Origin of the sequence: Novosphingobium sp. IK01 (assembly GCF_033242265.1) — a bacterium.
Taxonomy (GTDB): Bacteria; Pseudomonadota; Alphaproteobacteria; order Sphingomonadales; family Sphingomonadaceae; genus Novosphingobium; species Novosphingobium pituita.
This window is the reverse complement of record NZ_BTFW01000001.1, coordinates 449,105-465,156: the sequence shown is the minus strand read 5'-3', so window position 1 is coordinate 465,156 and position 16,052 is coordinate 449,105. Positions and strand designations below refer to the sequence as shown.

Genomic DNA, 16,052 nt, shown 5'->3' with positions numbered 1-16,052 from the left:
TGATCAATCCGGCAGGGCGGCGACGAAAGCCTCGACCACTTTGGCCGAGTTCACCGACGCGAGGTGGTCGAAAACATATTCCATGTTGTGGTCAGCGTCGCCGCCGGCCAGATCGGAGAGCGAGCGGAAGACGATGGCAGGCACCTTGTTGGCATAGGCCACCTGCGTCAGCGCGGCGCTTTCCATGTCGAGCAGCCGGGCATGCCAGGCGCGGAACAGGTATTCGCGGAACTGGGCATTGTCGGCATAGGCCCCCGCCGAAACGCCGGTGCCCCCCACTTCGACCTTGGGCTGATGGGGCAGGCACAGCTTCGTCTGGGCGCTCTGCCCGGCGGACGGCGCCACGCAGGCCTCAAGGCTGATCCCGGCAGCAACCTTGCGCGCAAGGGCCAGCAGGCCCGGATCGACCGCAAAGGTCATGTGGTTGCGCGCGGGTTCATCCGCATTGCCCACGATGGTGCCGTTGGGGAACAGGAATTCCCAGTTTTCGGGCGCACCTTCCGGGCTGGGCTCGGGAACCTGCCAGCCCTTGCCGGTCTTGCGGGCGAGCATCACCTCCAGATACTGCCCCCAGTGTTCGGGCACAGACACGTCGCCAATCGAGAGCGCGGGATCGACGCCCCCCGCCACGCCCGAAAAGACGATCCGCCGGACCCTGAAATGATCGAGCGCAAGCTGGGTGTTCATGGCCGCGTTGACCATGCTCACCCCGCTCGACATCAGGATCACCGGGTGGCCCGAAAGCGTGCCCAGCACGATCTCGCGGTCGTTGATCTTCAGCTTTTGGCCATGGGTAATGACCGCCGCCATCGCTTCCCATTCGGGAGCATAGGCGGTGAGGATCAGCGTGCGCGGGGTGCTGTCGAGCAGGGTGGACACCTGGGCCGGAGCCGGAGCGGCGGCCAAGGCGGGCACAGCGACACCAAGGCTGGCAGCAGCCAGAAAAACACGGGCAAAACGCATCAGGCCGCTCCCATCCAGACAAAGCGGAACACGAAGAGCGCGGCGAGCAGGAACAGGAACCAGTCCTTGCGGCTGGCCCGGCCGCGCAGCAGGATCAGCAGCGCATGCGAGGTGATCCCCATGGCAAGGCCATTGGCGATCGAGAACGTCAGCGGGATCGTCGCCACGGTCAGGAAGCCGGGGATCGCCGCCATCGGGTCTTCCCAGTCCACTTCGGTGAGCGGCAGGAGCATCAGCCCGCCCACCACGATCAGCGCGGGCGCCGTTGCCGCGAGCGGCACGAGCTGGGCATAAGGGGCCACGAACATCGTTGCAAAGAACAGCAGGCCCGCGACGATCGCGGTCAAGCCGGTGCGGCCACCGGCCTGAACCCCGGCGGCGCTCTCGACATAGGAGGTCACCGTGCTGGTCCCGGCCATGGCGCCGACCATCGTGGCCACCGCATCAGTGATCAGGATGCGGTTGAGGCCCGGAATGCGCCCGGCCTTGTCCATCAGCCCGGCCCGCTTGGTCACGGCCACAAGGGTGCCGATATTGTCGAACAGGTCGACGAACAGGAACACGAAGACGATCTCGGCCACGCCGCCCGACAGCTTGAGTACGCCGGGCAGGTCGAGCTTGAAGACCGTCTGCGTCATCGCGGCCAGATTGTAGGGCTGCGGATCGACATGGACCATGCCCACCAGCCAGCCCACGAGCGTGGTCGCCACGATGCCCAGCAGCATCGCCCCGCGCACGTTCCACACCGACAGCACGCCGATGATCAGCAGGCCCAGCAGCGCGAGCGCAGGCCCCGCGCTCTTGAGGTTGCCCAGCGCCACGATGGTCGCCGGATTGCCCACGACGATCCCGGCATCCTTGAGGCCGATGAAGCCGATGAACAGCCCGATCCCGCCCGCGACCGCCGCGAACAGGTAGTTGGGAATGACCGAAACGATCAGCTGGCGCACACCCGTGAGCGTCAGGATCAGGAACACCAGCCCCGAAATCAGCACGCAGCCCAGCCCGACCGGCCAGGGAACATGCATCTGGCCCACCACGGTAAACGCGAAATAGGCGTTGAGCCCCATGCCCGGCGCCAGCGCGAGCGGGGTATTGGCCGCAAACCCCATCAGGATCGAGGCGAAGGCCGCGGCAAAGCACGTCGCCGCCGCGACCGCCGCCACCGGCATCCCCGCCTGCCCCAGGATCGAGGGGTTGACCAGCACGATATAGGCCATCGTCAGGAAGGTGGTGGCACCTGCCACCACTTCGGTGCGGATGTTCGTCCCGCGCGCCTCCAGATCGAAATAGGCCCCCAGTCGCTGCGCGACACTTTGCGTCATTGCCATTCCTTCGAGATTGCCCCCGGCGCACGCGCGCCGACAATGCCCCGCTCTTCGAGCATTTGTGCGCAGGCGAAAAGAGCCGTTTCCCCAAATCGACGGCCTATCAACTGAATACCGAGCGGCAATTGCCCCTCGCGTGCGAGGGGGACGCACAGCGAGGGGAGCCCGAGGAAGGTGATCGGCTGGGTGTGAATGCCAAGATCGGCACGGGCCGGCACCAGGGCGCCATCGATTGCGATGCGCGGATCGGCGATCAGCGGGGCAACGCAAGGGGTTCCGGGCGCCACCATCACATCGACCCCGGCCTCTTCCATCATCGTATCGACATGGTCGCGGGCCGTGGCGCGCAAGTCTTGCGCGGCCTCGTAAAGGGTGGCGGGCAGCAGGCTTCCGGCGATCAGCCGGTCGCGCACGGCGGGGTCATAGTCCATCGCCGCGCGGGCAAGCGTCTCGCGGTGAAGCGCCCCGCCCTCGTATGCGGTGATCAGGAAGGCCGCCGAACGATAGCGTGCCAGATCAGGGAAAGACAGCACCGGCCCCTCGCCCACGATCCGGGCAATCGCTTCGGCCTGAAAGGGATCGCGATTTTCGGCAAAGCGGCCCCCGAGCGCGGCCAGACGGGGGACATCCCCCCCCGCATCGTCAGGGCGGGCCGACAGAACCGACCAGATCGCGCGCATATCGGCCAGCGAGCCGGTGAACGGCCCGATGTCGTCGAAACTGTGCGCGAAAGGGAATGTCCCTTCGAGCGGCAAATCCGCATGCGTGGGCTTGAGGCCATAGAGGCCGCACAGGCTGGCCGGAACGCGGATCGACCCGTTGGTGTCGGAGCCCAGCGCGAAAGCCAGATGCCCCGCCGCGACCACGGCCGCCGAACCGCCCGAAGAGCCGCCCGCCAGCCGCGCGGGGTCGTGGGGGTTACGCGTCGTGCCATGGCGCGCGTTGATCGTCGCGAAGCCATAGGCGAACTCGTCCATATTGAGCGTGGCGACCAGCACCGCGCCAGCAGCCTGAAGACGGCGGACCGCTTCTGCATCATGGCTGGCAGGCGCGGCTTGAGCGCGCACCGCAGACCCTGCCGTCGTCACCTCGCCCGCCACGTCGAACAGGTCTTTCACGCCATAGGGCACGCCCGCCAGAACGCCCGGATCCTGCCCGGCGGCAAGCATGGCATCGATCCGGTCGGCCTCGTCCAGCGCGCGCGCGGCCAGCAGGCGGGTGACGGCGGCATGCTCATCGACCGCGAGGCGGTCGAGCGCAACCTGCGCCAGATCGCGCGCCCGCACCCTGCCCGCCCGCACGGCGGCGGCCTGTTCGAGCGCGCTGATCATGCGCCCGCCCCTTCACCCGAAAAAATCGCCGCATGACGGGCCAGCAGCCCCAGATTGGCGATCACGCCGGGCATGCATGCCTCGGGAACCTGCCAGCCCTCCCCGGCAGCCAGAGCCTGCACCTCGTGCGGAGTGCGCGGCAATGCAAATGCCGGGGAAGACTGCGCGCCAGAGGGGGGCGCGAGGGAAGATCGGGAAACGGGATCGGTCATGACCCGCCGATGATAGCCACCACCCCCCTATCGATCCAACGCAATGATCGGAACGGATCATTGCAAAAATTAGAGCAGCAACTTCCCTTCAACCACCACGATAGCGCAGCGCCTCCACCACCACCCCGAAGGCCGACGAAGCATGATGACGGCTCGGATAATAAAGATGATAGCCGGGAAACGGTTCGCACCAGTCTTCGAGCACGCGGATCAACCGCCCTTGCGCGACATGGTCGAGGATCTGGTCCTCGGGCAGATAGGCCAGCCCCAGTCCGCCCAGCACCGAAGCCAGCCTCAACCCGGCATGGTTGACGATCACCTGCCCCTCGACCCGCACGCGCACCTCGCGCCCGCCGTGGTCGAACTCCCACGCAAACAGGCCGCCATACGTCGGCAGGCGGATATTGATGCAGTTGTGATCAGTCAGGTCCCGTGGCGTTTCGGGCCGGGCATGGCGGGCAAAATAGGATGGCGCGCCGACCACCGCCATGCGCATGGGCGGCCCGATGGGCACCGCGATCATGTCTTTGGCCACCTGCTCGCCCAGACGGACCCCCGCATCGAACCGCTCGGCCACGATGTCGGTCAGGCCATAATCGACGACGATCTCCACCGTGACATCGGGATAGCGCGGCAGGATCCGCGCCAGCGCAGGCTGGAGGACCGAGAGCGCGGCATGTTCGGCCGCCGTGATCCGCACGTTCCCGGCGGGCCTGTCGCGCAGCATGGTCAGGGCGTCCAGTTCCTGTTCGATCTCGCGGAAACGCGGCGCCACTGTCGCGAGCAGGCGTGCGCCAGCCTCCGTCGGGGTAACGCTGCGCGTGCTGCGGGTAAGCAGGCGAATGCCCAGCCGGGCCTCCAGCCCCTTGATCGTCTGGCTGAGCGCCGACTGCGAGACCCCCAGTCTGGCCGCCGCGCGGGTGAAGCTGCGCTCTTGCGCCACCGCCACGAAGGCGGCGAGATTGTTGAACTGTTCCGCCGCCATTTATTACCCACCCTAATCAAGCCATCCCGATTATATGGCCTAATCACTGGCGCTGCCCAGCCCTATCTTCCTTTCACGAATGGCGCCGCGCCTGCTCCGGCGCCTCCCCGCTCGAAAGGAGAACCATCATGATCACCCGCAAACTGGGCACATCCGGCCTCGAAGTTTCCGCTCTGGGGCTCGGCTGCATGGGCCTGAGCTTCGGCTACGGGACCACGACCGACCGGGGCGAAGCCATCGCCCTGCTGCGCGCCGCCCACGAACGCGGCGTCACCTTCTTCGACACCGCCGAAGCCTATGGCCCGGGTGCCAACGAGGACCTGCTGGGCGAAGCCCTCGCTCCTGTGCGCGACACGGTCGTGATCGCGACCAAGTTCGGCTTCGTCGACGGTGTGCCCTCGCAGGGCCTCGACAGCCGCCCCGAACGGATCCGCCAGGTCGCCGAGGAATCGCTCAAGCGCCTGCGCACCGACCGCATCGACCTGTTCTACCAGCACCGCGTCGACCCCAAGGTGCCGGTCGAGGATGTCGCGGGCACTGTCAGGGACCTGATCGCCGAGGGCAAGGTCAAGCACTTCGGCATGTCCGAGGCCGGGCCCGACGCGATCCGCCGCGCCCATGCCGTCCAGCCGCTGGCGGCATTGCAGAGCGAATATTCGATGTGGTGGCGCGAGCCCGAGCAGGCCATCCTGCCCCTGCTCGAAGAACTGGGCATCGGCTTTGTCCCCTTCGCCCCGCTGGGCAAGGGCTTCCTGACCGGCAAGCTCACCGCCGACACCGTCTTTGCCAAGGACGATTTCCGCAGCACCGTCCCGCGCTTCCAGGCCGAGGCCCTGAAAGCCAATCAGGCCCTGCTCGATCTGGTCGGCCTGATCGCCGCGGAAAAGGGCGCCACCCCGGCCCAGATCGCGCTGGCCTGGCTGCTGGCCCAGCGTCCGTGGATCGTGCCGATCCCCGGCACCACCAAGCTCCACCGCCTCGAAGAAAATCTGGGCGCGGTCGCGGTCGAACTGACCACCGGCGACCTCGACCGCATCCGCACCGCCCTTGCAGGGATCGAAACCGTCGGCGACCGCTACCCTGCGACCATGCAGGCATTCATCAACCGCTGAACGCGCAACACACGAGAAGATCGCCTAGGCAAACAGCGCTGAAAGCGGCGTGATCCCGTTCTCCAGACCCGCAGCCAGCAGGATGCGGGCCTGGGGGGCAGGCAATTCGCGCAGCGGCAGCGCGCCTGCGGCCACGAGGGCATGGCCGCTCGAATAGACCCCGTCGACACTGCCCGCCAGACACCGCGTGCCCAGCGCCACGGCAACCCCTGCGCCAAGCGCCCGACCGACCGCCTCGACCACGGCATCGGGCGCATTGCCCGAGCCCAGCCCGGCCAGCACGATCCCCTCGTAGCCTGCCGCCACGGCGGCATCGATCAGCTTGCCCGACATGCCCGCCGACAGGGTGATCAGCGCCACGCGCTCGCCCAGCGGGCCGCGTGCCAGAGGCCCCACACGCGCGCCGGGACACACACCGGGCCGGGGCAAGGTGATCGCGCGCCCCTCGATCCGCCCGGCATTGCCATCGCGCGCGGCAAAGCCCTGCGTTTGGGCCAGATGGACTTTCGTGGCCTGCGCCGCAGGAAGGATCAGCCCGCCAAAAACGATCAGCACGCCATGGTCGCGCGCCTGGGCAAATCCCGCCAGCGCCAGTGCATCGCCCAGATTGGCCGTGCCGTCGAAATCGGGAGCATGGGCGGCCCGCTGGGCTCCGGTGAAAACGACCGGCTTGCTGCGATCATGGAGCAGATCGGCGTAATAGGCCGCTTCCTCCATCGTATCCGTGCCATGGGCCACGACCACCCCGGCCACTTCGGGATCGCGGCAGGCCCGGCCAATCGCCTCGGCCACGCGGGCGAAGTCGGCAAAGCCCATCGCCTCGCTCAACCCGGCATAGACTTTCTCGACCGAGAACGGCGGCGCCCCTGCGGGCAGGAGCGCGCGCAAGGCCTCTCCGGCCCCATTCCCGTCTGCGTCCCCCGCACCCGCCAGAGCGCCCCCGGCGCCCACCACCGACGTGATCGTTCCGCCAGCATCGACAAGATGGATACGCAAGGGACAACTCCACTCGATTGCACAAGAAAGGGCCGCCCCGTTAAGCCCATCGCCAGCCGGTGCGCAACGGGCCCATCCCGGAAAAGGCGCGGATACCGGTTTTCCGCAGGGCTTCAGGCCAGCCCCCGCCCTGCCAGACGGATCACGACCCTCAGCCCCCTGCCCATTTTTGTGCCCGTTCCTTCATCCCCGTCCTCAAGCCGCAAGTCGCCCCCGTGAAGGCGCACGATCGCCGCCACCAGCGCAAGGCCGAGGCCCGAACCGGGCGTCGAACGGCTGGCATCGAGACGGACAAACCGCTGCAAGACCCGCTCGCGCTGATCCTCGGGCACGCCGGGGCCATCGTCCTCGACCACCACGACCGGTCCCGACGCAGCCTGCTCCGGGCGAAGAAGGCGCACGGTGATGCGGCTCCCCGCCGGGGTATGGCGCGTCGCGTTCTCGATCAGGTTGGTGATCGCCTGGGCAAGGAGATCGCCGTCACCCTCGGCGCAGACGCCCTCGTCGAGGGCGAGGTGCAAATGGCGCCCCTCGTCCTCGACCGCCGGGCCATAGACCGCGCCGAGCCGGGCCAGCAGCGCGCTGAGATCGACCGGCGCAAAATGGGCACGCGCCTCGTGGTTTTCGAGCGCGGCGATGCGCAGGAGCGAGGAAAAGATGCGGATGATCTCGTCGATCTGGGCAAGGCAGGCGGCGACCTGATCCTCCAGCCCAACCCGATCGCCAGGCCCCGGCTCGGGTTGGTCGAGCAGCCCCTCGATGCGATGGCGCAGGCGGGTGAGCGGGGTGCGCAGGTCATGCGCGACATCGACCGAAACCTGCCGCAGCCCCGCGACCAGCCCGTCGATGCGTTCGAGCATGGTGTTAAGATTGGCGGTCAACCGGTCGAACTCGGGGCTGATGCCAAACCGTGGCAAGCGCTCGGACAGGGCGCCCTTGACGATTCGGTCGATGGCCTCGTTCGTCTGGTCAAGACGGCGCAGGAACACCGTTCCGGCCCAGAGCCCGCCGACCAGCGCGAGCAGCACGATGCCGCCGCCCCACAAGGCGGTAAAGCCGATCAACTCGTCGCGCAGTTGCCGCAAGTCTTCCATGTCGCCGCCCACCACCAGCACTGCGCCGTCGGCCAGGGTCACGCCATTGGCCAGAACCCGCACGCGCCCGGCATGGGTAACGATCTCCACCTCCCCCCAGCCGACCCTGCGCGCCGCGAGCGGCAATGTCCCGGCCAGCCGCTTGCCCGCGCGGTCGACGAGCAGGTAGCGAAAGGCATGATCGTGAACGGCACGGGTGTGCCGGGCAATGGCGCGGACCAGCTCGGCCCGCCCCAGTTCGCGGTCCTCGCCCACGAGAATGCCGGTCTCGGTAGCGACCGCGTCGGACAGGCCCTCGGCAATCGCATGGTTGGTCACCATCGCCACGGCCACGAGCAGCAGCATCGAGCCGAGCGCGGAAATCCCCGCCATGAGCCCGGCAAAGCGAAAGGCCCCGCTCGACAGCGCCCGGTTGGGAAGAGCCCGGCGGTCAGGACGGCGCATCGAGAACATACCCCGATCCGCGCACCGTGCGGATCATCTCGCGTTCGAACCCGCGATCAAGTTTGCTCCGCAACCTGCTGATATGGCTTGCGATCAGGTTTGTGCCCGGATCAAAATGAAAATCCCAGACCTGTTCGAGCAGCATCGTGCGGGTAACCACCTGTCCGGCATGGCGGGCCAGATAGTCGAGCAGGCGATATTCCTGATGCTGAAGGTCGATCCGCTTGCCCGCGCGGGTGACCGTGCGGGCAAGCTGGTCGATCTCCAGATCGCCCACGACGATCACCGTCGCGCGTTCCGCCACAGGCGAACGGCGGGCCAGCGCCTGGACGCGGGCGAGCAGTTCGGAGGCTGCAAAGGGCTTGACCAGATAGTCGTCGCTTCCCGCGTCGAGCCCCTCGACACGGTCGCTGATCTCGCCCAGCGCGCTCAGGAACAGGGCCGGTGTCTGGATGCCTGCCCCGCGCAAGGTGCGCAGCACGCCCAGCCCGTCGACACCGGGCACCATGCGGTCGAGGATCAGCACTGCATAGGCCACGCTGGTGGCCAGAAAGATGGCGTCCGGGCCCGTTGTCGCCAGATCGACGACATGCCCGTGCGACCGCAGCATCTGCGCCACGAAATCGGCCGTTTCGGGATCGTCCTCAAGAAGCAGCAGTTTCATCGCGCAGCGTCTCAATCCTCGCAGGCGGTCGGCGCAAGTTGATAATTGCCAACCATCTGCCGCCTTGCGCCCCCTTGCCGGAACGATGCAGCCTTTTGTGCCTCCCGGCGCGGCTCAGGCCGTGAACTTGAGCCGGGAGAGCGGCATCGAGCGCACGCGCTGCCCGGTCAGGTGCGACACCGCATTGGCCACCGCAGGGGGAATGGCCGGAAGCCCCGGTTCGCCAATGCCGCCCATTGCCTCCCCGCTCTCGACAATCCGCACATGCACGCGCGGCATCTGTTCGAGCGGGAGGATCGGATAGGTGTCGAAATTGCGGGCGACCGGCTGGCCGTTCTCGTAGGCGACTTCCTCGAACAGGACTTGCGAAACCCCGAGCGCCACCGCCGAGTTGACTTGCGCCTCGACAATCGCCGGGTTGACGATGCTGCCCGGATCGATCGCCTGCCACACCTCGTGAACGCGCACCTGCCCGTCCCGGATCGAGACTTCGGCCACCGCCGCCGTCTCGCTGCCGAACGGCGAGGCCATGGCAAGGCCGCGCGCGCGCAGGCTGCCATCGGGCGCCTTGAACGGCCCGCGCTTCCACCCGCCCGACAGCTCGACCGCTGCCTTGAGCAGGGTGGTCAACCGGCGGTTGTCCTGCAACAGATGCAGGCGCAAGTCATAAGGATCCTGCCCGCCCTTGTCGGCCAGTTCGTCGAGGAAGCCTTCGTAGAAGAAGTCGTTCATCGAATTGCCGACCGAGCGCCAATAGCCCATCACCGTCGGGTTCTTCACGTAACGCTGGGCGATCCGCGTGTTGGGAATCGCGTATTTCTTGCCCGCCAGCCCTTCGACCGCCGCCGGATCGATCCCGGCCCCGCGCGCATTAGCAATCGCCTCGGTCGGCCCCTCGGTCGCGCTCACGACATTGAGGGCCACGGGCATGCCATTGGCATCGAGCCCGGCCTGAAAACGCACGCTGGCCATGGGCCGCACCGCGTCGCGCAGGAATTCTTCCTCGCGGCTCCAGATCAGCTTGACCGGACGCCCGACTTCCTTTGCCAGCTGGATCGCCTGCGGAAAGGGATTGGAGGTGTTGTAGAGGAAGTGCCGGCCGAAGAACCCGCCGAGCATCGGGGAATGCAGGATGATCTTCTCGGGCGGCAGGCCCGTGCGCCGGACAATGTCGGCCACGAACATGTCGGGCGCCTGATTGGGCGTCCACAGTTCGAGCACGCCATCGGGCCGGAAATGCGCGGTCGCCGAAGGCGGTTCGAGCTGGCCATGGGCCAGATACTGGCTGTGATAGACCGCCTCGACCCGCGTCCTGGCCGAAGCCAGCGCCGCGGCGACATCGCCTTCATGCTCGGCCACGTCTTCCGGGCCCTGCCCTTTGGCCAACCCGTCGCGGAACGCCGCGCTGTCAAAGTCGGCGGGCATGTAGCGCATGCCATCGTGCGTCGCCGGTTCCTGCCAGTCGACCTGCGCGGCCTCGACCGCCTTGCGCGCATCCCACCAGTGAGCGGCGACGACCGCCACCGCGCCGGGCAGGCGATGCACCGAGATCACCCCGCGCATGGCCTTGATCTGGCCCTCGTTGCGAATGGTGCCGACCGTCAGCCCCAGACGCGGCGCGTGCTGGACGGCCGCATGGACCATGCCCTCGACCTTGGTATCGATTGCATATTTCGCCTTGCCAGTCGATTTCACATAGACGTCGAGCCGGGCGACCGGCTTGCCGATCCAGCGGAAATCAGCCTTGTCCCTGAGCGTCACGCTGCCCGGCGGCGGGGCAGGCATGTCGAGGGCATGGGGCGCCAGCGCGCCATAGGCGACCGACCGGCCCGAGGCTGCATGGACGACCCGGCCCGGCTCGGTCGAGAGTTGCGCCATCGGCACGCCCAGATGGTCGGCCCCCGCACGCATCAGCATGAAGCGCGCGGTAGCGCCCAGCTTGCGCATGGTGGCATAGCTGGAGCGGACCGAGCGGCTTCCGCCGGTCACCCGCCGTCCGCCCTGCGCGACGAGGTAATCGGGGCTCACCGGCGCCGCCTCGACCACGAAACTGGCCGGATCGGCGTCCATTTCCTCGCCGATGATCTGCGCGAGCGCGGTGAAGATGCCCTGCCCGCCTTCCATGAACGGGCTGAGCAGGTGGACCGTGCCGTCAGGTTTGACCGAAAGGAACGCGGGAACACGGATCGCAGGTGCGCTCGCCGGCACCGCTGCGCGGGCCTTGCCGACCGGCAGCCCGACGCCGAGCACGAAGGCGCCAGCCCCGGCCCCGGCTGTCCCTGCAAGGAAACCGCGACGCGACACATTGGCCGGGTGCCCATCGACACGATCCGGCGCGCCCATGGCCCCGATGGGCTCTTCCGACAGATCCTGAATGGTGGAAGCCGTTTCGATGCTCATGCCTGCGCCCCCGTCCCGGCGATATCGTGAAGGGCGGCCCGAATGGCGTTGTAGGTGCCGCAGCGGCACAAATTGGTCATGGCCGCCTCGATCTCGGCCTCCCCGGCGTGGGGCGTCTGCTTGAGCAGGGCCGTTGCCGCCATCACCTGACCCGACTGGCAATAGCCGCACTGGGGCACCTGATGCCGCACCCAGGCCTCGACGACACGCTTGCCCAGCGGGTCTTCCTCAATCTTCTCGATGGTGGTGACCGGCTTGCCCACCACGCTTGACACGGGCGTAACGCACGAGCGCGTGACGACACCCTCGATCAGCACCGAACAGGCCCCGCACTGGGCGATGCCACAGCCATATTTGGTGCCCGTCATCCCCAGATTGTCGCGGATCACCCACAGCAGCGGTGTTTCCTCATCGACATCGACTTCGTGAGACTGACCGTTGATCTCAAGGTGCATCATGGCTTTCTCGTTATGATCACGCGCGCAGCAACGGCAACCGGCCCGCCCCTGCCAGCAAGGAGGCAGACTAGCCGGTCTGCGGGGAACGTCCAGAGCCCATCACATGCCCGTTGTTTCATGCCGTCATGATCTGGCCTCATCAATGACAGCCATCATCGATGGACACACGAAAAGAGGCAGGAACGCTTGCCGTTCCTGCCCCTCTCCTTGCGAACACCGATCAGGTCGGAGAAAGCCTCCTCAGTCGTCGATGTTGTTCTTGTAGGTTTCCGGCAGGATGACCAGCCCGACGACAGCCGTGAAGGCCGCCACGATCACCGGATACCACAGCCCGTAGTAGATGTTGCCATTGGCCGCGACCATGGCGAAGCCGATCGCCGGGAGCAGGCCGCCGAGCCAGCCGTTGCCGATGTGATAGGGCAGCGACATCGACGAGTAGCGGATGCGGCTGGGGAACAGTTCGACCAGCATGGCCGCGATCGGTCCATAGACCATCGTCACCAGCAGGACGAGATACCACAGCAGTAGGATGACCAGCGGCGTGTTGATCCGGGCAGGGTCGGCCTTGGTCGGATAGCCGACCTTTTCGAGCGCGCCGACAACGGCGGGCTTGGCTTCGACTGCGGGCTTGTCGCCTTCGGCCGCCTTGGCCGCCACGGCGGGCTTGCCCACCACGGTTGCCGAGAAAGCCGCGATCGCATCCTTGCGGGCAGCCCCGGTCACCTGACGCGGATCGGGCGCGGTGAAGGTTTCATGCCCGATAGTGATCGAGGCCAGCGTACCGGGTGCCGCCGGAGCATTGCGATAATTGACACCGGCCTTGGCCAGCATGGCCTTGATGATGTCGCAGCTGGTGGTGTCGAACGTCTTGCCGCCCACGGGGTCGAACTGCGACGAGCATTCGGCAGGGTCGGCGTTGACGGTAACCGGAGCATTGACCTGCGCGGCAGCAAGCGCCGGGTTGGCCGCTTCGGTCAGCGCATGGAAGGTCGGGAACAGCGTGGCAGCAGCCAGCGCGCACCCGGTCAGGATGATCGGCTTGCGACCGATCTTGTCCGACAGACGCCCGAAGACCAGGAAGAAGGGCGTCGCCATCAGCAGCGAGATGGTGATCAGGGTGTTGGCCGTCAGGCCGTCGACCTTGAGCATCTTTTCGAGGAAGAACATCGTGTAGAGCTGGCCGGTGTACCACACCACGGCCTGCCCGGCGATCGCGCCGAAGAAGGCGGTGATCACGACCTTGAGGTTGCGCCACTGGCCAAAGGCTTCGGTCAGCGGGGCCTTCGAGCCGGTGCCTTCGTCCTTCATCTTCTGGAACACGGGCGATTCATGCAGCTTGAGGCGCAGCCACAGGCCGAAGATCAGGAACACGCCCGAGAGCAGGTAGGGAATGCGCCAGCCCCATTCCTTGAACGCGGCCTCGCCCACGCCGACCGAAGGCGAGCGCACGAGGATCACGACAAACAGCGCCATCGCCAGACCGGCCGTCGCGGTGATCTGGATCCAGCTCGTATAGAGCCCGCGCTTGTCGTTGGGGGCATGCTCGGCGACATAGGAGGCCGCGCCGCCATATTCACCGCCCAGAGCCAGGCCCTGGATCATGCGCAGCGCCACCAGCATCGCGGGCGCGGCCACGCCGACCGACTTGTAGGTGGGCAGGCAGCCGACGAGGAACGTCGAGAGCCCCATGACCGTCAGCGTGATGATGAAAGTATAACGACGACCAAAAGTATCGCCGATCCAGCCGAACACCAGCGCCCCGAACGGACGCACGATGAACCCTGCGGCAAAGACCAGCAGCGCCATGATGTAGGAAGTGGTCGGATTGAGGCCGGTGAGGAACTGCGCCGCGATGATCGCGGTCAGCAGCCCGTAGAGGTAGAAGTCATACCATTCGAACACCGTGCCGAGCGAGCTGGCGGTAATGACCAGCTTCTCGCTGTGCGTCGGTGCGTGATGTTTGGGCAGTGCCCCTCCATCCGCGCCCGGATCATGCACAATCGCCATAAATCAGATCCTCCTTCCCAAGAACCGGTCGGGCACGAATTCTCACGCCCGAACCCGCCGGCTCATCCCCAGATTGAGTGGTCCCAAAATAGCCCGCCCCATTTTTCATGCAGGGGCAGATTATCATTATTCATTTTGTCGATGTCGCCAGCCAGGGCTGGCGACAGGGATCAGAAACTATACTTTGCGGCAAAGTCGAGCTTGTCGACATGACCATTCAGCCCATTGACAATCTCGCGATTGCCGTGGCGATATTCGACACCCAGATCGACGTTGCTGACCGGCGAATAGAACAGGTTGGCCGCCGCGCTCCAGGCCGACCGGTTGAACGTGCCGACCCCCAGCGCCGAGTGGTCGATGTCACCGGCGTAATTCACCTTCTGCCAGCTGCCAATCAGGTTGATCCGCCATTGCTTGTCGAACCCGATATGGGCAGCCCCGTAGAGCCCGATATTGCGAACCGCGCCCAGATCACCGTCGGCCTTCAACACCGCGTCGGGGCTGAAGTTCAGGCCCATGTAACGCCCGATGCCTTCACCATAGGTCGCCTGGAAGCGGATGTCGCTGAGATGCGAAGCCCCCAGGAATATCTTGCCCTGCGCGCTCACACCCCAGCCCAGACGGGAGTCGTAAATGTGGTGCGCGCCACCCAGAGCGTTGTCGACCCGCAACTGGCGCCAGATCGTCGCCAGATCGAGGAAGCCGAACGAACTGGTATATTCCAGACGCGCGGTCGCGTCGGGCGCATGATCCTGGCCGTTCTCGATCAGCCCGGCATTGCCGACCGTGGCCGAAGCCGTTTCGGGGTTCTCGACCGCAAGATAGAGCTTGGTGTTCTTGAACACCGGCAGCGCATACTTGATCAGCGGCTGGCGCACGAAGATCAGACCATCGACGCCCCCGACATAGTCGGTGCTTTCCGGCAAGGTCGCGACATTCTCGAAGTTGGTCAGGTCCTGACCGAGCGTCCAGCGGTCGAACTGGATGAACGCGCGACGCATAGCCAGGTCATAGGCGTTGGTCGTGCGCTGCGTCCCCTGCCCCAGAGCCATCGGCGTACCCGGAGCGGCCTGAAAGTCGAACTCGATATAGGCCTTGAGCGCGTGGCGCCCCAGCTTGGTGTTCGCGTCCACCCAGAAACGGGTCTGCTTGGCGCTGAAATCGGTAACACGCGTGGGCGAGGCAGGTGCTGCCGGGTTATAGAGCGGCACCGACTGCGGCAGATAGAGGTCGCGGCCCAGGGTATTGGTCGGGACATCCCCGCCATTGTAGCGCGCGGTGCTCGCCTGAAGCTTGATATAGCCCGACAGGATCACGTTCGAGTTGCCCGAACGGAAACCCTGTTTGGGGGCCGCCTCGGCCAGGGTGTCGAACTTCTTCTGGGTCTCGGCGCTGCGCTGGGTCGCTTCTTCGGCCATGCGGGTGGCGGCAACGGCCTCGGCCCGCGCGGCGGCGGCGTCCTGCTGGACCGCGGCGAACTGGGCCGACGAAACGGGGGCGACGACCGGCGCCTGAGCACCCGTCGGGCTGGCAGAGGCCTGCTCGGCCCTGGCAGCCTTGAGCGCGCCACGCAATTCGGATACTTCGTCCTCAAGCTTTTGCAGACGGGCTTCGAGTTCCGCCTCATGGCTGTTGCGGGCAGCGTGATGAACCGGGCGCGCCATGCCAACGGTCGGGACGACCATGGCCGCGGCTGTCAAAAGGGCAGTCGTGTTGCGCAGATGCCAAAGCACCATCAGATCCTCTCATGCATGTGTCTGTCTCGTGAGACACTGTGTCTGCACATTCGCGTCAGCAGGGCTTGGCAACCAGCGGGAGATAGGTCTTAACTCTACGACTTTGGTCTATATACGACTCTCCTCTCGACTCTGGCAAAACAGTGTCAAGCCCAGGAGAGGGTGTATTCATAACGGGCGAACCGGCCATCGAGCCACAATGTGCTGGGGCCGGGTCAGTATGGGGCTGGACCGGCCCCGTGATGCGCCCCCGGCATGGATGGGCCGAAAAATATCCCGCCCCCTTCCATGAGAGGGCGGGTTTTCATTGGCTGGCAAATAG

At 66.2% G+C, this 16,052-nt stretch carries 13 protein-coding genes; 1 reads left to right on the top strand and 12 read right to left on the bottom strand.

Annotated features, from left to right (window positions below; genetic code table 11):
- Nucleotides 1–3: 3 nt before the first annotated feature.
- From SBI20_RS02145 to SBI20_RS02125, 5 genes are all read right to left on the bottom strand, one after another.
- Nucleotides 4–963, bottom strand: a complete 960-nt coding sequence (locus SBI20_RS02145; protein ID WP_317973493.1) for a 5'-methylthioadenosine/S-adenosylhomocysteine nucleosidase — start codon at nt 961–963, stop codon at nt 4–6.
- Nucleotides 963–2,288, bottom strand: coding sequence for an NCS2 family permease (locus tag SBI20_RS02140; protein WP_317973492.1), 1,326 nt, complete (start codon nt 2,286–2,288; stop codon nt 963–965). Before SBI20_RS02140 ends, SBI20_RS02145 begins: the two co-directional genes overlap by 1 nt.
- Nucleotides 2,285–3,622 (bottom strand): AtzE family amidohydrolase, encoded by a 1,338-nt coding sequence (locus SBI20_RS02135; protein WP_317973491.1) that lies wholly within the window; start codon nt 3,620–3,622, stop codon nt 2,285–2,287. The genes SBI20_RS02140 and SBI20_RS02135 overlap by 4 nt, the downstream gene beginning before the upstream one ends.
- Nucleotides 3,619–3,765, bottom strand: a complete 147-nt coding sequence (locus SBI20_RS02130) for a hypothetical protein (protein ID WP_317973490.1) — start codon at nt 3,763–3,765, stop codon at nt 3,619–3,621. The genes SBI20_RS02135 and SBI20_RS02130 overlap by 4 nt, the downstream gene beginning before the upstream one ends.
- Nucleotides 3,766–3,922: 157 nt before the next feature.
- Nucleotides 3,923–4,819 carry a LysR family transcriptional regulator gene (locus SBI20_RS02125; RefSeq protein ID WP_317973489.1) on the bottom strand — a complete coding sequence of 299 codons (897 nt, stop codon included), beginning with the start codon at nt 4,817–4,819 and terminating at the stop codon, nt 3,923–3,925.
- A gap of 128 nt (nt 4,820–4,947) precedes the next feature.
- Between SBI20_RS02125 and SBI20_RS02120 the strand changes: the two genes are divergently transcribed.
- On the top strand, nt 4,948–5,931 hold the full coding sequence (locus SBI20_RS02120) for an aldo/keto reductase (protein ID WP_317973488.1): 984 nt from the start codon (nt 4,948–4,950) through the stop codon (nt 5,929–5,931).
- A 24-nt stretch (nt 5,932–5,955) separates the two neighbouring features.
- Here SBI20_RS02120 and SBI20_RS02115 read toward each other — a convergent pair whose 3' ends face one another.
- The 7 genes from SBI20_RS02115 to SBI20_RS02085 all read right to left on the bottom strand — a co-directional run bounded on the left by SBI20_RS02115 (nt 5,956) and on the right by SBI20_RS02085 (nt 15,730).
- Nucleotides 5,956–6,927: an asparaginase gene (locus tag SBI20_RS02115; protein WP_317973487.1), complete on the bottom strand. Its 972-nt coding sequence runs from the start codon at nt 6,925–6,927 to the stop codon at nt 5,956–5,958.
- Between the two features lie 113 nt (nt 6,928–7,040).
- On the bottom strand, nt 7,041–8,465 hold the full coding sequence (locus tag SBI20_RS02110) for a sensor histidine kinase (protein ID WP_317973486.1): 1,425 nt from the start codon (nt 8,463–8,465) through the stop codon (nt 7,041–7,043).
- Nucleotides 8,452–9,129: a winged helix-turn-helix domain-containing protein gene (locus SBI20_RS02105; protein WP_317973485.1), complete on the bottom strand. Its 678-nt coding sequence runs from the start codon at nt 9,127–9,129 to the stop codon at nt 8,452–8,454. The genes SBI20_RS02110 and SBI20_RS02105 overlap by 14 nt, the downstream gene beginning before the upstream one ends.
- A 114-nt stretch (nt 9,130–9,243) precedes the next feature.
- Nucleotides 9,244–11,529: a xanthine dehydrogenase family protein molybdopterin-binding subunit gene (locus SBI20_RS02100; protein WP_317973484.1), complete on the bottom strand. Its 2,286-nt coding sequence runs from the start codon at nt 11,527–11,529 to the stop codon at nt 9,244–9,246.
- Nucleotides 11,526–11,987: a (2Fe-2S)-binding protein gene (locus tag SBI20_RS02095; protein ID WP_317973483.1), complete on the bottom strand. Its 462-nt coding sequence runs from the start codon at nt 11,985–11,987 to the stop codon at nt 11,526–11,528. Before SBI20_RS02095 ends, SBI20_RS02100 begins: the two co-directional genes overlap by 4 nt.
- Nucleotides 11,988–12,227: 240 nt before the next feature.
- Nucleotides 12,228–13,994, bottom strand: a complete 1,767-nt coding sequence (locus SBI20_RS02090; protein WP_317973482.1) for an MFS transporter — start codon at nt 13,992–13,994, stop codon at nt 12,228–12,230.
- Nucleotides 13,995–14,164: 170 nt separating this feature from the next.
- The gene (locus SBI20_RS02085) at nt 14,165–15,730 is read right to left on the bottom strand and encodes a DcaP family trimeric outer membrane transporter (protein ID WP_317973481.1); all 1,566 of its coding nucleotides are present in this window, start codon (nt 15,728–15,730) and stop codon (nt 14,165–14,167) included.
- Between the last annotated feature and the right edge of the window lie 322 nt (nt 15,731–16,052).

Bases quoted from the DNA above. Each gene is read 5' to 3' on its own strand.
- SBI20_RS02145 (WP_317973493.1), bottom strand. From the start codon at position 963: ATGCGTTTTGCCCGTGTTTTTCTGGCTGCTGCCAGCCTTGGTGTCGCT.
- SBI20_RS02140 (WP_317973492.1), bottom strand. From the start codon at position 2,288: ATGACGCAAAGTGTCGCGCAGCGACTGGGGGCCTATTTCGATCTGGAG.
- SBI20_RS02135 (WP_317973491.1), bottom strand. From the start codon at position 3,622: ATGATCAGCGCGCTCGAACAGGCCGCCGCCGTGCGGGCGGGCAGGGTG.
- SBI20_RS02125 (WP_317973489.1), bottom strand. From the start codon at position 4,819: ATGGCGGCGGAACAGTTCAACAATCTCGCCGCCTTCGTGGCGGTGGCG.
- SBI20_RS02120 (WP_317973488.1), top strand. From the start codon at position 4,948: ATGATCACCCGCAAACTGGGCACATCCGGCCTCGAAGTTTCCGCTCTG.
- SBI20_RS02110 (WP_317973486.1), bottom strand. From the start codon at position 8,465: ATGCGCCGTCCTGACCGCCGGGCTCTTCCCAACCGGGCGCTGTCGAGC.
- SBI20_RS02105 (WP_317973485.1), bottom strand. From the start codon at position 9,129: ATGAAACTGCTGCTTCTTGAGGACGATCCCGAAACGGCCGATTTCGTG.
- SBI20_RS02100 (WP_317973484.1), bottom strand. From the start codon at position 11,529: ATGAGCATCGAAACGGCTTCCACCATTCAGGATCTGTCGGAAGAGCCC.
- SBI20_RS02095 (WP_317973483.1), bottom strand. From the start codon at position 11,987: ATGATGCACCTTGAGATCAACGGTCAGTCTCACGAAGTCGATGTCGAT.
- SBI20_RS02090 (WP_317973482.1), bottom strand. From the start codon at position 13,994: ATGGCGATTGTGCATGATCCGGGCGCGGATGGAGGGGCACTGCCCAAA.
- SBI20_RS02085 (WP_317973481.1), bottom strand. From the start codon at position 15,730: ATGGTGCTTTGGCATCTGCGCAACACGACTGCCCTTTTGACAGCCGCG.